Source organism: Rhodococcus koreensis (assembly GCF_900105905.1).
Classification (GTDB): Bacteria; Actinomycetota; Actinomycetes; order Mycobacteriales; family Mycobacteriaceae; genus Rhodococcus_F; species Rhodococcus_F koreensis.
The window spans coordinates 7889017-7903117 of record NZ_FNSV01000005.1 but is presented as its reverse complement, the minus strand read 5'-3'; the positions used below and the strand labels follow the sequence as shown (position 1 = coordinate 7903117).

Annotated in this window: 12 protein-coding genes; 8 read left to right on the top strand and 4 right to left on the bottom strand. The window is 66.7% G+C overall.

All coding sequences use genetic code 11. The features are described 5' to 3' along the window. Window positions 1-6 precede the first annotated feature (6 nt). The 4 genes from BLV94_RS40505 (at window position 7) to BLV94_RS51165 (ending at window position 5186) form a co-directional block, all read left to right on the top strand. Window positions 7-1512, top strand: a complete 1506-nt coding sequence (locus BLV94_RS40505) for a CoA-acylating methylmalonate-semialdehyde dehydrogenase (protein ID WP_072947090.1) — start codon at window positions 7-9, stop codon at window positions 1510-1512. A 66-nt stretch (window positions 1513-1578) separates the two neighbouring features. Continuing rightward, a complete protein-coding gene (locus BLV94_RS40500) occupies window positions 1579-2967 on the top strand; it encodes an NAD(P)/FAD-dependent oxidoreductase (protein ID WP_072947089.1) in 1389 nt (462 codons plus the stop codon). Beyond that, a complete protein-coding gene (locus BLV94_RS40495; protein WP_072947088.1) occupies window positions 2964-3947 on the top strand; it encodes an ROK family protein in 984 nt (327 codons plus the stop codon). The genes BLV94_RS40500 and BLV94_RS40495 overlap by 4 nt, the downstream gene beginning before the upstream one ends. A 1011-nt stretch (window positions 3948-4958) precedes the next feature. Continuing rightward, on the top strand, window positions 4959-5186 hold the full coding sequence (locus tag BLV94_RS51165; RefSeq protein ID WP_306454271.1) for an RGCVC family protein: 228 nt from the start codon (window positions 4959-4961) through the stop codon (window positions 5184-5186). A gap of 316 nt (window positions 5187-5502) precedes the next feature. Here BLV94_RS51165 and BLV94_RS40485 read toward each other — a convergent pair whose 3' ends face one another. Next, entirely contained in the window at window positions 5503-6045 is a 543-nt protein-coding gene (locus tag BLV94_RS40485) for a hypothetical protein (protein ID WP_072947087.1), read from the bottom strand. Window positions 6046-6221: 176 nt separating this feature from the next. On the opposite strand from BLV94_RS40485, the gene BLV94_RS40480 reads away from it, so the two are divergent. The 3 genes from BLV94_RS40480 to BLV94_RS40465 all read left to right on the top strand — a co-directional run bounded on the left by BLV94_RS40480 (window position 6222) and on the right by BLV94_RS40465 (window position 9114). Continuing rightward, window positions 6222-6791, top strand: coding sequence for an MTB12 C-terminal domain-containing protein (locus BLV94_RS40480; RefSeq protein ID WP_244163767.1), 570 nt, complete (start codon window positions 6222-6224; stop codon window positions 6789-6791). A 791-nt stretch (window positions 6792-7582) separates the two neighbouring features. Continuing rightward, entirely contained in the window at window positions 7583-8605 is a 1023-nt protein-coding gene (locus BLV94_RS40470; RefSeq protein WP_072947084.1) for a DUF222 domain-containing protein, read from the top strand. Next, window positions 8602-9114, top strand: coding sequence for an HNH endonuclease signature motif containing protein (locus tag BLV94_RS40465; protein WP_072947083.1), 513 nt, complete (start codon window positions 8602-8604; stop codon window positions 9112-9114). Before BLV94_RS40470 ends, BLV94_RS40465 begins: the two co-directional genes overlap by 4 nt. 10 nt (window positions 9115-9124) lie before the next feature. Here BLV94_RS40465 and BLV94_RS40460 read toward each other — a convergent pair whose 3' ends face one another. Then, complete coding sequence (locus tag BLV94_RS40460; RefSeq protein ID WP_072947082.1) at window positions 9125-10591, bottom strand: sugar porter family MFS transporter; 1467 nt, start codon at window positions 10589-10591, stop codon at window positions 9125-9127. 236 nt (window positions 10592-10827) lie between these two features. Here BLV94_RS40460 and BLV94_RS40455 point away from each other — a divergent pair, with 236 nt between their 5' ends. Further along, window positions 10828-11880 carry a LacI family DNA-binding transcriptional regulator gene (locus tag BLV94_RS40455; RefSeq protein WP_083395824.1) on the top strand — a complete coding sequence of 351 codons (1053 nt, stop codon included), beginning with the start codon at window positions 10828-10830 and terminating at the stop codon, window positions 11878-11880. Between the two features lie 22 nt (window positions 11881-11902). On the opposite strand, the gene BLV94_RS40450 is transcribed toward BLV94_RS40455, so the two are convergent. After that, a complete protein-coding gene (locus tag BLV94_RS40450) occupies window positions 11903-12769 on the bottom strand; it encodes a sugar phosphate isomerase/epimerase family protein (protein ID WP_072947081.1) in 867 nt (288 codons plus the stop codon). A 79-nt stretch (window positions 12770-12848) separates the two neighbouring features. Continuing rightward, window positions 12849-14036 (bottom strand): phytanoyl-CoA dioxygenase family protein, encoded by a 1188-nt coding sequence (locus BLV94_RS40445; protein ID WP_083395823.1) that lies wholly within the window; start codon window positions 14034-14036, stop codon window positions 12849-12851. Window positions 14037-14101 lie beyond the last annotated feature (65 nt).

The following is a 14101-nucleotide window of genomic DNA, read 5'->3' as shown; positions in this document are numbered from 1 at the left end:
CAACACATGAGCACCAACATCACTCGCGAGATCGCACACTGGTCCGACGGCAAGACCTTCGCCGGCACCAGCGGCAACACCGCCCCCGTCACCAACCCGGCCACCGGCGCCGTCACCGGACAGGTCGCCCTCGCCAGCGTCGAGGACGCCCGCGCCGTCATCGACGCCGCAGCCGCCGCCTTCCCCGCCTGGCGCGACACCTCCCTCGCCAAGCGCACCCAGATCATCTTCAAGTTCCGGGAACTGCTCAACGAGCGCAAGGGCGAACTCGCCGAAATCATCACCTCCGAACACGGCAAGGTCGTCTCCGACGCCCTCGGCGAAGTCTCCCGCGGCCAGGAAGTCGTCGAATTCGCCTGCGGCATCGCCCACCTGCTCAAAGGCGACATGACCGAAAACGCCTCCACCAACGTCGACGTCTCCTCCCTCCGCCAACCCGTCGGCCCCGTCGGCATCATCTCCCCCTTCAACTTCCCCGCCATGGTCCCGATGTGGTTCTTCCCCATCGCCATCGCCGCCGGCAACACGGTGGTGTTGAAGCCGTCCGAGAAGGACCCCACCGCCGCCATCTGGATGGCCGAACTCTGGGCCGAAGCCGGCCTCCCGGCCGGGGTGTTCAACGTCCTGCAGGGCGACAAGACCTCCGTCGACGAACTCCTCACCAACCCCGCAATCAAGGCCATCAGCTTCGTCGGGTCCACCCCCATCGCCCAGTACGTCTACGCCACCGGCACCGCCCACGGCAAACGCGTCCAAGCATTGGGTGGGGCGAAGAACCACGCCATCGTCCTCCCGGACGCCGACCTCGACCTCGCGGCCGACGCCATGGTCAACGCCGGCTTCGGATCCGCCGGCGAACGCTGCATGGCGATCTCCGCCCTCGTCGCCGTCGGCGACATCGCCGACGAACTGGTCGCGAAGATCAAAGACCGCACCGACACGTTGAAGATCGGTGACGGCACCCGCGATTCCGACATGGGTCCGCTGGTGACGAAGGTGCACCGCGACAAGGTCGCCTCCTACATCGACGCCGGCGAAAACGACGGGGCCACCATCGTCGTCGACGGCCGGCAGGTGCAGGCCGACGGCGGCAAGGACGGATTCTGGCTCGGCCCCACCCTGATCGACCACGTCACCACCGACATGTCCGTGTACACCGACGAGATCTTCGGACCCGTCCTCTCCGTGATCCGCGTCGACTCCTACGACGAAGCCCTCGAACTGGTGAACTCCAGCCAGTTCGGCAACGGCACCGCCATCTTCACCAACGACGGCGGCGCCGCCCGCCGATTCCAGAACGAGGTCGAGGTCGGCATGGTCGGCATCAACGTCCCCATCCCCGTCCCGATGGCCTACTACTCCTTCGGGGGCTGGAAGAACTCCCTGTTCGGCGACACCCACGCCCACGGCGCCGAAGGCGTGCACTTCTTCACCCGCGGCAAGGTCGTCACCACCCGCTGGCTCGACCCCAGCCACGGCGGCCTCAACCTCGGATTCCCCCAGAACGCATAAGTACTGGTTCTCCGCGCCGGACCGTCCGCGGTCCGGCGCGGCGTCCGTTCGATCGAAAGGAACTTCATGAGCGACACCTCTCTCGCCCGCCGTCATCGGGTCGTGGTCATCGGATCGGGATTCGGCGGCCTCTTCGCCACCAAGGCCCTGAAACGGACGGACGTCGATGTCACTCTGATCGATCGCACGACGCATCACCTGTTCCAGCCGCTGCTGTACCAGGTGGCGACGGGAATCCTGTCCGAGGGCGAGATCGCGCCCGCGACCCGGCTCGTCCTCGAGGACCAGCAGAACGCGTCCGTCCTCATCGGCGGAGTCGAGAAGATCGACGTCGCCGACCGGACCGTCACGTCCACCCACCGGGGCCGCACGACCGTCACCGAGTACGACAGTCTCGTCGTGTCGGCGGGCGCCCGCCAATCCTATTTCGGCAACGACCATTTCGCCGAGCACGCACCTGGAATGAAGACGATCGACGACGCCCTCGAGCTGCGCGGCCGCATCCTCGGGGCCTTCGAAAGCGCCGAGGTGAGCACCGATCCGGCCGAGCGGGCGCGCCTGCTGACGTTCGTCGTAGTCGGCGCCGGACCCACCGGAGTCGAGATGGCGGGCGAGATCGCCCAGCTCGCGCATCGCACTCTCGCCGGCGCGTACCGCACCATCGATCCCCGTGACGCGCGCATCATCCTGCTCGACGCGGCGCCGACGGTGCTCCCGCCGTTCGACGACAAGCTGCGCCGGGCGGCCGCGGACACTTTGGGGAATCTCGGGGTCGAGATCCAGTTGGGCGCGATGGTGACCGACGTCGACGACGACGGACTCACCGTCCGCGACCAGGACGGAGCCGAGCGGCGGATCGAGGCCACCTGCAAGATCTGGTCTGCGGGCGTCGCAGCCAGCCCGCTGGGCAGGCAACTCGCCGAACAGACCGGCGCCGGCACCGACCGCGCGGGCCGGGTCCTCGTCGAACCCGACCTCACCCTGCCCGGCCACAGCAACGTCTTCGTCGTCGGGGACATGATGAACCGGGACGGTCTTCCCGGCGTCGCGCAGGTCGCGATCCAGGGTGGCCGCTACGCCGCGCAGCTGATCGCCGCCGAGGTGCGGGCCCACCGGAAGGGTCGCGACAAGCCCGAACGCGCCCCGTTCCGCTACACGGACAAGGGCAGCATGGCGATGATCTCCCGCTTCAATGCGGTCGCGAAGGTCGGCCGCCTCCAACTGACCGGGTTGCTCGCCTGGCTGCTGTGGCTCCTGATCCACCTGGTCTACATCGTCGGATTCAAGAGCCGGCTCGCGACCGCCATGTCCTGGACGTGGTCGTTCCTGGGCCGGACCCGGGGACACCTCGCCGTCACGGAACAACAGGTGGTCGCCCGGACCGCGATCAGCCGGCTCGATGCCTGGGAGGATTCCCGGGCGGTACCCGAGGCGGCGACGGCCTCGGCACGGTGAGTACCGTCGCCTCCGTGCCTGTCTCCGCTCTCACCGTCGGCATCGACGTCGGTGGTACCAGTATCCGGGCCTGCGTGGTCGACGACACCGGCGAGGTGCTCGATTCCGTGCAGGCGCCCACACCGCAATCGGCCAAGGCCCTCGAGGACGCGCTCGACCGTGCCGTTCGCGAACTCGCGGGCCGCCATCCCGTGTCCGCCGTCGGGCTTGCGGTGGCCGGCTTCATCACCCCCGACCTCACCACCGTGCGGTTCGCGCCGCACCTGCCGTGGAAGAACGTGCCGGTCGCCAACGACCTCAGCGAGCGGCTCGGGCTGCCGGTGGTCCTCGAACACGACGCGAACGCGGCCGCGTGGGCGGAGCACCGGTTCGGGGCCGCCGCCGGCGGTCGCAACGTGGTGATGGTCGCGATCGGCACCGGCATCGGTGCGGCCCTGCTCATCGACGGGACGCTGTACCGCGGGAGCCACGGAGTCGCTCCCGAACTCGGCCACCTGCAGGTGGTTCCGGGCGGCAGACCCTGCGCCTGCGGCAAGCGCGGGTGCTGGGAACGGTATTGCAGCGGAACAGCACTCGTGGACACGGCCATCGAGCTTCTCGCCGCCGACCCCACGAGTTCGACGATCCTCGCACGCGAGGTGGCGAGCGATCCGGGATCGCTCACCGGCCGCCGGATCGCGAGCGCCGCGCGGGACGGCGACCCGCTGGCCATCCGCACGATGGAGGAGTTCGCACGGTGGCTGGGCGTCGGACTCGCCATGGTCGGCGACGTCTACGACCCCGACCTCGTTGTCATCGCCGGCGGTGTCAGCGGCTCGGCTCCGCTGTTCCTCGACCATGCGCGGGACGTCTATGCCTCTCTCGCAACCGGTTCCGGACACCGCCCTCTCGCCCGCATCCGCGAAACCCAACTCGGCGAATCGGCACAGCGCATCGGGGCCGCCACCCTCGCGAGGCTCTCCGCGCCCGTGCGTGGTTGACGAGTCTCTGGACTCGTCAACCACGCACGAGCGCGGTCTCAGGTGCGGCCGTGACCGATGAAGAAGCATCGAACCACGTGGGCGCGTCGACGAGGAAGAGATTCCGGTCCTGGCCGCCAGCTGGAACGAGGGATGCAGGCGACGCACAACTCCATCACCGATGACGCGTCGCCCACCACGAGCAATGCGTCGTGGCAGCCCGCTCTCGACCACACAGGCAGCAGTTGACGCGTCGCCGCCGGATTCTCCGGCCCCGAGACCGGGAAGATGGAAAGGCTGTTCGTCGACGACATGCACCGGGGCCGCGGCGTGGGTTCGCCGCTGTTGTGCGATGCAGACGGCAGCCCCTTCCCACTACTCCACCTCGCGCACTTCACACCTTCGCGTCAGCCGTCCGGTAGCGTCGCGAGACTCGGGGCCAAATCTCATCTGGGATGGCCACTCGGTGTCCGGTTGGCCACTTGGGTGAGATTGCATTCGACGTGGCGGCATGGCGGGTCTCGAATCCGGTGGCGGAATCTCACGGCGAGTGACGGGCCGGTGGCGGATCCGTCATCGTGGAGAGGCTCGCCCACCTTCGGCGTGATCCAGATCGTTCGGGGTGTCCCGCTTGACGCCCCGAAAGGACAACATCATCGGACGGGGCTACGGAACGGCGCTGGTCAGCGAGTTCCGGTCAACGGCCGGCTTGCGGGACGTGCCGATGCGGGTTCCGCTTACGGCGAAGATTCCGCAACGAAACATCGAGGACTCGTTCGGTTGCAATTGCGACAGGATCGCCCAGGGTCGAAAAGGGTCGTCGGGACGTTCTGAACCGCCGACGCGTTCCCGCAATACGGTCCGTGCGCTGACACTTCTGCTGCGTGAGGGTCGTTCCCCGCGGAGCCTAAGGGGCGGCGGGGAGTGTAGCCTCGTGGATGTCGAGGGTCATTCGAATATGCGCGGTCGCGCCATGTCGTCCTCGGCGCCCAAACCGGCCCGAAGTCAAGGGCCGAGAACTGGAGCGCCGCCATGGCGTCGAACCCGACCGATGTGTCGAACTCTCTAGCGGCTTCCGAGTCACCTAGCCCTGCCCGGGCAATGGAATCGACGTTGTCCTGCACGGCATGTCCGCACAGCCCGGATTCCCACGATGCGCTCGGTATTCGGTTTTGCGCCGTGACCTCGGACCGAAACCTCGACCGAAAGTGCATCTGCGCTGGCGAACAGGCGACTGGACAGCACTACTCCCGGTACTGAACGAGAAGTTCACCCAAACGGGAGCTTCGCTGGCGGTACCGGGAGCACGGCATGTTTGGTGGATTTGAGGATCTCGAATTCGCCAGTTTCTCCGAACCCACGCCGCTCCAGATCGGACTGAGCTGGCAACCGGCCCTGTGTCAGATCGGGACAACGACGGCGATGAGCGCGAGCAGTGTCGCGACGTTGGCCATGGGACTGTGCGGCCCACCGCATGGGGCAGGCCGAGCGCGTCGATCGCGATTGAACACCGGGGCGCTTTCTGCCATCCGGTGGTGCCCCGGTCGTCCGGTGGTCTCCTGCATCGCGCAGGTCGTCATTCGATGAGCGTTAGTCGATCCCTCAGCGACTCACGGACCTGAGTCTTGCCCCACCGGCCGATGTGCTGACAGAGCTCGCCAATGGCGGCAACGGTGTCGTCGGTATGGGTATCGATCCAAACCGGACCATCGTCGCGCTTCCGCGGCAGCAGCATGTGTTGTCCCTGTGAGGGCCACTGCACGAAGTCGTAGCCAGCAAGATCTGACTGAACGGTATCGGCCACCCAGACCGCGGCCTCATCGAACGGAGCATCCATCGACAAGCCGTCGCAGCGGGCGAACCCACTGATGCCGCGTACGCCCTGCCAGCCAATGGTGACGGCGTAGTCGCCGTTAACGGCAAGCTCCCACCCCGATCCGTCCAACCGCACGTCGCGCCCGTACCGCAGGCACCGCAGATCGCGGGCGACAGCTTCGAGAGCACGCACCCATACCTGCGGCGCCTCAACGTCGTGATCAGACCCGATCGCCGGACCACCGTCGAGCAAGCCGAAGTGCCACACCAAACTGTCCTGATTCCACAAGTCCTGGATCGGCATAACGCTATCTTCGCGCGTCCGAGCTGCCCGCCGGTGCGATTAAGTGACTGCACACCAGGCCCCGTCTCGACGCTGTTACCTCGGAGACGGAAGCGGCGTGTCGTGCGCAACACGGTGCTCCAGCTCTGCGAGTACCGCCCGCTGGTCGGATAGGGATCGATACCGGCATCCGATCGATGATGGAGATGCAACCAGGGGTTGGTGTGGCACGGGCTTGTCACGTTGCGTCGACTTGGGGCGATACCTGGATCATGAGGGTGAGGAAAGCCGCGATAGGTGCCAGCGCTCTTGTCGCGATCGCAACCGTCGCCGGCGCCTGCTCGCCCGAGGGCACCGAATCGCGCGATCCGACCGCCGTCGTCCAATCCACACAGTTCGCACCGCCGCCGGCGCCGATCACCGATCCCGTGCCCACCGCCGAGCAACTGACCGCCCTGTACAACGCCACCACCAACGACTCGATACGCGAGGAGGACCGGGCGCGGCTCCTGGATGGTCCCACCGACCAGACCCTGCCGATCGCGCGGGCTTGGGGTGCGCAACCCTCACCCCAATACCTCCAGTTCACCGCCGTAGAACCCGTCGGCCCAGAGATGGTCAACGCGACTGGGCAGGGCCACATCGAAGGCATGGAACCGTACCCAGTGGGACCAATTCCCTTCGTGCGTGTCAACAACGAGTGGAAGCTATCCCGCGCCTTCATCTGTGGCGGATTGTTTCTCTCCGCACCACAGGTCTGCGGCTGAGGCTTTGCCCGGCACGCGCAACCGGTCTATTCAGATCGGTGACCGTTGCCGATCGCTATTCGGCGCAAAGTTGCACCTGCTTCTGGGCTCGGTCCGTATCGTTCGAAACGGGAGTCGTCGATGAATATTCGTAGTCTCGTCCTGGAAATCTCGCGCGTAGTCATACTGGCGCGTGATGACGGACGTCATGTGTTGCGACCCCTGAACGGCTTCGCGAAGTTGCCTACTGGCCGACGACGGTTGGTTCCATGTGGAGGCCACCACTCCTTGACAACGCGGAGAGTCTGATCGAAGAGCACACGCCGGGGGACGTCCCCGGCGCCTCATGGTGGGTCCTCCACGGTAACGCCGAGCCCGAGGTCCAGATCGATCTCACTCTCGAGGACGGCAGCTCACCGACGGTTCACCGGCTCGGCAACTTCTGGGCCATCGAGTGGGTCAGCATCCCGCAAAAAGCCTTTCTCTACAGATCTGACAGGCCAGAAGACAGCCAGCCCCACAAGATTCGAATGATCCGTCCAAGCTACCTACCGCCCGCGTGGGTTTCAGGGCGTGCTGATCGCCCGTCGCGACAGGGCATCGGCACGGCCCGCTTCCCGATCGCTCAATAAATGCCAGCGAATTGAGACAGATTGCGGTAGTCATGCCGTGAGACAGGCGACAAGTCCGCAGGTCGCAGTGTCTCAGAATGCCACCGGCAGCGAGCCCCTACACGCCCGAAAAATTCTCTGATACTTGTCGGCGACCCCCGGTAGGATCGAAGATACGTTCGATACCGTGGGTTGAAGACCATGGGGGACAACAGTTCCAGCGCGGCCGCACTCGACGCGACGCCGCCGGGGATCGTGGCTGTCGAGGGGCTCCGAAGAGGCGAATCGGTGCTGGCGCAGGCTCAATACCGGCAGGTTGTCGCGGTGACCGAATTCTACGATCTCTGCTGCGACGAGGACGAACGCCGTGGCATCAACCCTGCTCACTCCGGTTCCCACGCGGCCGTGGAGGTGTCGGTCGCACTCGGCATCAACGAACCGGTGGTGACCGCCTGGATCGACCTCGGACTCGAACTGCGCTACCGCCTGCACGGCACCCGAGATGCATTCGCGGCCGGGCGAATCGACCTCGATCAGGCACGGGTCGTCGCCGCGATGCTCACCGGCGTCAGCGACAGCAAGTTGGAGCAACTCGAAGCCGCGATCCTCGACGGACGCTCCCTACCGCCGTCGAAACTGCGCGCCCGAGCTCGACGGCTCATCGCCCGCCACGACCCCGACAGCGTCGCCCACCGCAACAAACTCGCCATCGCCGATCGCGACGTGTGGATCCGGCCCGCGGAGAACGGCATGGCCTACCTCGATGGCCACCTCCCCGCCGCCGACGCCCACACCCTCGCAACGCGGCTGCGGGAAATGTCGATCCCCGACGTCTGCGCCCACGACCCACGCACCCTCCCTCAACGCCGAGCCGACGCACTCACCGCGCTGGTCCCCCAAGCACTTCGTGCAGGGAGGTACCCCCAGACGGCACCGGACGCCTATTCTGCCTGTGCGGTCGGGAACAGTGCCCAGCCCGCGTCGCCACTGCGGGCACGCGGCGGGCACCGCTCGTCCAGATCGTGGTCAACGCCTCGACGTTCCTCGGACTCGACGACCTTCCCGCCCACCTCGAGGGATACGGGCCGATCTGTGCGGACTCCGCGCGTACATTGGCCGCCGACAGTGTCTTCCAGCGTATCCACACGCTGGCCACCGAAGGCAACCCAGGTGGGCACGTCCTCGGGGCCGGCCCCGTTCAGAAGACTCATGGCATACCCGTGACCTACATCCGGAACGCAGCAACCAGACCCGAACTCACCTACGCACCGGGGACGGCTCTTGGCCGCCGGATCAGGGCCCGCGACGGCAACTGCCGCTTCCCCAACTGCCAGGTGTCAGCACGGCTCTGCGACATCGACCACACGACCCCGTTCGACCGCAACCGCCCCGAGAACGGCGGTCTGACGGTCGAGTCGAACCTCGCCTGCCTCTGCCGGCGTCACCACCGGCTGAAAACCGACGGCTCCTGGACCGTTCGGCAGACCGGAGCGGGGAAACTCGAATGGACCACGCCACGCGGCGAAATCATTCGAACCGAACCGGAAGGGGCGGCAATCGAACTGACCCACAACCACATCCGAGAGATGCAGCACTCCCGTGCCCTCCGGTTGCTCACCGAACTCTCCCACGACCAGCGGGACGCCGAGTACCTGAACCAACTCCACGGGCGGCGCCGCACACACCGCAACGCACCGGTACCACCACCCGCAGGCGGTGGTACCGGTGCGTGAGAACCGTCGATCAGTGAGTCGCGACGGCGGCGGCGTTTCCTGCTGCCGATGTGGCGGGGTTACCTGCGCCGAGCCGGTCCTCCAACTCTTCGAGGCTGCGGCCCTTGGTTTCCGGGACGAAGCGGTAGACGAAGTACACCGACATCAGGTTCACGAGCACGAACAGGCCGAACGTTCCGGTGGATCCGAGAACCGAGTTGAGGATCGGGAAGACGAACGAGATGAACGCGTTGGTCGTCCAGAGCACGAATACCGCGATACCCATCGCGAACCCGCGGATGGCCATCGGGAAGATCTCCGACAGCAGCAACCACACGCAGGTGCCGACGAAGCACTGGACGAAGGCGACGAACACCATCATCGCGGCAAGGATGATGTAGCTGCGGCCGGTGGACGAGGGCAGCAGGAACACCAGCGACAGCGCGGCCTGCGAGGAGGCCACACCGATGAAACCGGTGAGCAGCATCTTGCGGCGATTTACGAAGCCCAGCAGAACGATTCCGAGGATCGTCATGACTACCGATGTGACACCGACCGCGATGGTGGCCACCAGGGACGCGCTGACACCCAGCCCGCTCTGCTCGAGGATCGTCGGCGCGTAATAGTTGACCGTGTTGATGCCCGTCGCCTGCTGCACGATGGCCAGACCACAGCCGATCCAGAGGATCCGGCGCATCCAGGGGTAGTCACGCAGGTAGTGGACGGCGCCGCTGGTCTTCGACTTCCGGTCGCGGGCGGCGTGGAAGCTGATGCTGGCGTACTCGTCGGCGGCCTCGGACTCGCTGCGGCTCATTTCGAGGGTCCTGCGGGTTTCGGCGAGGCGGCCCTTCGACGCGTACCAGCGCGGTGAATCCGGGAGCACGAGCATGCCGAGCAGCAGGAGAACCGCGGGCACCGACGCGATGGCCAGCATGTACCGCCACACCGTCGGATCCTCGATGAGGTGATCGAGCAGGGCGTTGATCGAGAAGGCGAGCATCTGACCGGTGACGATCATCAGTTCGTTGATGGTGACCATCCGGCCGCGCCGCTCCACGGGGGCCATCTCGGCCAGGTACAGCGGGCAGGTGACGGCGGCGGCGCCCACACCGAGACCGAGGACGATCCTGGCCAGCACCATGATCTCCACGTTGGGAGCCATCGCACACCCGAGGGCACCGACGAGGAACAGGCCCGCGCAGACGAGCAGCGTGCGCTTACGTCCGAGGGCATCGGACAACCGGCCGCCCAGCAGCGCGCCGACGGCCGCACCGGGGAAGAGCAGTGAACTCACGACGGTGGCTTCGCCGACCGCACTGAGGTTCAACTCGTCCTTCATATAGAGCAGCGCACCGGAGATCACGCCGGTGTCGTAGCCGAACAGCAGGCCTCCGAGCGTGGAGATGACGGTGAGCTTGGTCAGGAAGCGTTTGTGACTGCGCTCGTTATTCGCAGCGCCGCCTCTTCCGCGTGCACTGTCAGCCTTGGTGGTCAACATCAGGTGTGGCCTTTCTGGGAATGCTCACGCATCACGACACGGAAGATCGGTTCACGTGTGTCGATATCGCCCGGGACGCGCTCGGCTCGATGCAGCCGAGAGGCGTACTTTCCTGGACTGAAGCGCTTCACTAACGCGCTTCAGTTGTCTACTATGAGGTGAATCACAGAAGGTGTCAAGGGCTGGGGTCGCGATCCGTGAGAACGTCCCTGACGACGCAACCGAGGGAGATCGACATGCTCGACGACCGAGCCACCGCGCACGCGGATGCGGAGCGGGCACCGGCGGGCCTGCACCGACGCCCCACGATGGCCGATGTCGCGACGCGGGCCGGGGTGTCACGCACCCTCGTGTCACTGATCTTCAGCAACAAACCGGGCGCGTCCGACGAGACCCGGGACCGCGTCCTGCAGGCCGCGGACGAACTCGGCTACCGCCTCGACCGGGCCGCCCGCATGCTCGCCCGCGGCCGCAGCCGCACCCTCGGGGTGCTCATGGACGTCCACCAGACCTTCCAGGCCGACCTGATCGGAACGATTTACGCGGAGGCCGAAGCCGCCGGATACGAGGTCCTGCTGTCCGCGAGCGCACCCACCCGCGACGAGCACAAGGCGATCGAAGCGCTCCTCAGCCACCGGTGTGAGGGCCTGATCCTGCTCGGCCCCCTCTCCGAGGCGGACTATCTGCGCACGCTCGCGGACCGGGCCGTGGTCACCGTGGTCGGCCGCGCACTCCCCCACACCGCTGTCGACACCGTGCGGACCGCCGACGCCAAAGGCATCCGGCAGTCCGTGGACCACCTGGTCGAACTCGGACATCGCGAGATCGCGCACGTCGACGGCGGCGCGGACCCGGGCTCACCCGAGCGGCGTCGCGCATATCTCGCGGCGATGCGCAGGCACGACCTCTCCGACCACATTCGCGTCATTCCCGGTCAGCACACCGAGGAGGCAGGCGTCGCCGCCGCGAACACCCTGCTGGCCGAGGACCGCCTGCCCACCGCCGTGCTCGCCGGCAACGACCGCTGCGCCATCGGCCTCATGGACGTGTTCACCCGTGCCCACGTCGACGTGCCGGGCGACATCTCGATCGTCGGGTACGACGACAGCCACCTGTCGCAGTTGTCGCGGATCGACCTCACCACCGTGCGGCAGGACACGGAGGGCCTGGCGCGGCACGCCGTGCAGTTCGCCGTCGGCCGACTCGAGGACGAGGACCTCGACCCGCAGGATTTCGTGATCGACCCCCACCTGATGGTGCGCGGCACGACCGGGCCTGCCCGGTCGTAGCCGCGCCCGTCGGCACAAGGCCCTACTTCGCGATGCTTTTCAGGTATTCGACGCTTCGGACGACGTCGCGCACGGGACCTTCGCCCTCGGGTTCCGCCGCGAGAATGGTGTCCTGTTCGAGGACGTACCAGCCGTCGTAGGCCTGATTCTGCAGCCGCTCGACCACACCGGCGATGTCCACGTCGCCGGTACCGAGCGGCGTGTACATGCCCTGGACGACGGCCTCGGTGTAGGTGAGTTCACCCGCCCGGACCCGGCCGAGGAGTGTCGCATCGACATCCTTCAGGTGTGCGTGGGCGATCCGCTCGGGGGCCGTGGAGACCAGGTCGAGCGGGTCGGTGCCGCCGATCAGGAGATGTCCGGTGTCCAGGCACAGCGGGATCGACGAGCCGTCCAGGATGCGGTCCACCTCGGCGCGGTTCTCGATCATCGTCCCCACGTGCGGGTGGATCACCGCCCGCAGGCCCCGGTCGGCAGCAGCGGACGACAGACGGTCGAGATTGCGCAGCAACGTCTTCCATCCAGAGTCGTCGAGTTCGGGGCGCGAATCGTAGCCGACCGCCCCCGTCACCGCCGCCAGGACGATGACCTCCGACCGCGACGCGACGAGCGAATCGAGCGCCCCGCCGATCGCAGCGACCGTGTCGTGATCCGGGTCGTGCAGGAGCACCGGCACGAATCCTCCGACCGCCGTCAGGTCGTACCGGGCGAGGGTGTCCGTCAGCTCGCATGGATCCGAAGGGAGGAATCCGTCCGGACCGAGTTCGGTGGCCGCGAGGCCCGCGTCGCGCATCTCGGTGAGCACCCGGTCGGGATCGAGCTGGTGACCCCAGCCCTCCACCTCACACACTCCCCACGAAATGGGCGCGCCTGCAAGTCGAATCGTCATCGTCGTGTCTCGTCCAATCGCACCGGACGGTGCTGTCGTAGTGAATCCGCGTGTCCGTCGATCACGCCTCGGAGCCCGTTCACGGTTGCCGCCGCGCGGTCTGCGCGGCCAGACGCTCCGCGAGCACCGCCGGACCGACGCTGTCCCGCAACGCTTCCCACACCGTGTCCACCTGGGTGGCCGGCGCGAGACTGTGCACCGGCTGATCGTGGTCGAGGTTGGTCGGGAACGGGTAGCACTCGGCGGTCGCGACGACGGCATTGCGGAGAGTCCGCTCGCTCGCCCCCACACTCTGCCGGGCCAGCAACGTCGGATACACGGCGTTCGCCATGGCCTCACGGTCCAGCACTTCCATCGCCCGGCCGAACGGCGACGAGATCTGCAGCAGATTGGCCATCCGCCGGATCGACTCCGAACGGTTGTGGCCCGCACCGTGGTAGAGCGCCGGGTTGAAGAACACCGCGTCGCCCTTGCGGAGCGGCAACTGGACGTGACGGTCGCGGAAGAACTCGACGAACTCCGGCCGCGAGAATGCCACATAGCCCGCCTCGAACAGCTGCGAGTACGGCAGATACAGGGTGGGTCCGCTCTCGACGGGCATGTCGCAGTGCGCCACCGCGCCCTGCAGCGTCAGCGCCGCCGACATCCGGTGCAGATGCGCCGGATACTCGGGCAGCTCGTGCGAAGGCACGATGCCGAGGTGGTAGTCCCGATGCGGAACCTGCGCGGCCCCACCGGGATTGACCACGTTGACCTGCGACGTCACCTGGTACAGCGGCCCCAGCCAACTCTGGCAGATCAGCGCGAGGATGTCGTTGGCGTAATAGTCGGCGAACACGTCCGGTGCGCCGAGAGCCAGCTTCTGCGCGGCGTTCCAAATGCGGTCGTTGGCGCCCGCCTTGCCGAAGTGGTCACCCACCACACCACCCGACGCATGCTGCTGCGCAATGAGGAGGTCGAACTGTTCGGTGGCACGATCCACCACGGCGGGGTCGCCGAAGGCGTTCTGGAATACCACGATTCCGGGACCGTCGGTGAGCGCGCGCACGAGTTCGGTCTGCACGGCACGGCGGGACTGCGCCTCGTCGAGGTGCGGAATCAGCGATTCGCTGCGGTACACCGGAACGTTCTGCTCCATCGAGTGGGCGAACGGATAGTCGGTCAGATTCGTCGAGCGGTCCACGGAGGCGCGGAACGCGTCGAGGTCGCAGTCCGAGTCGTGGATCCACTCACGCCGGCCGGTCGGCGGAGGAGAAATGAGGGTCATGGAGACAGTCTTGCGGTGATGCAACCAGCAGACAACACCAGAAACCCATCATTTTCACCTCAGCA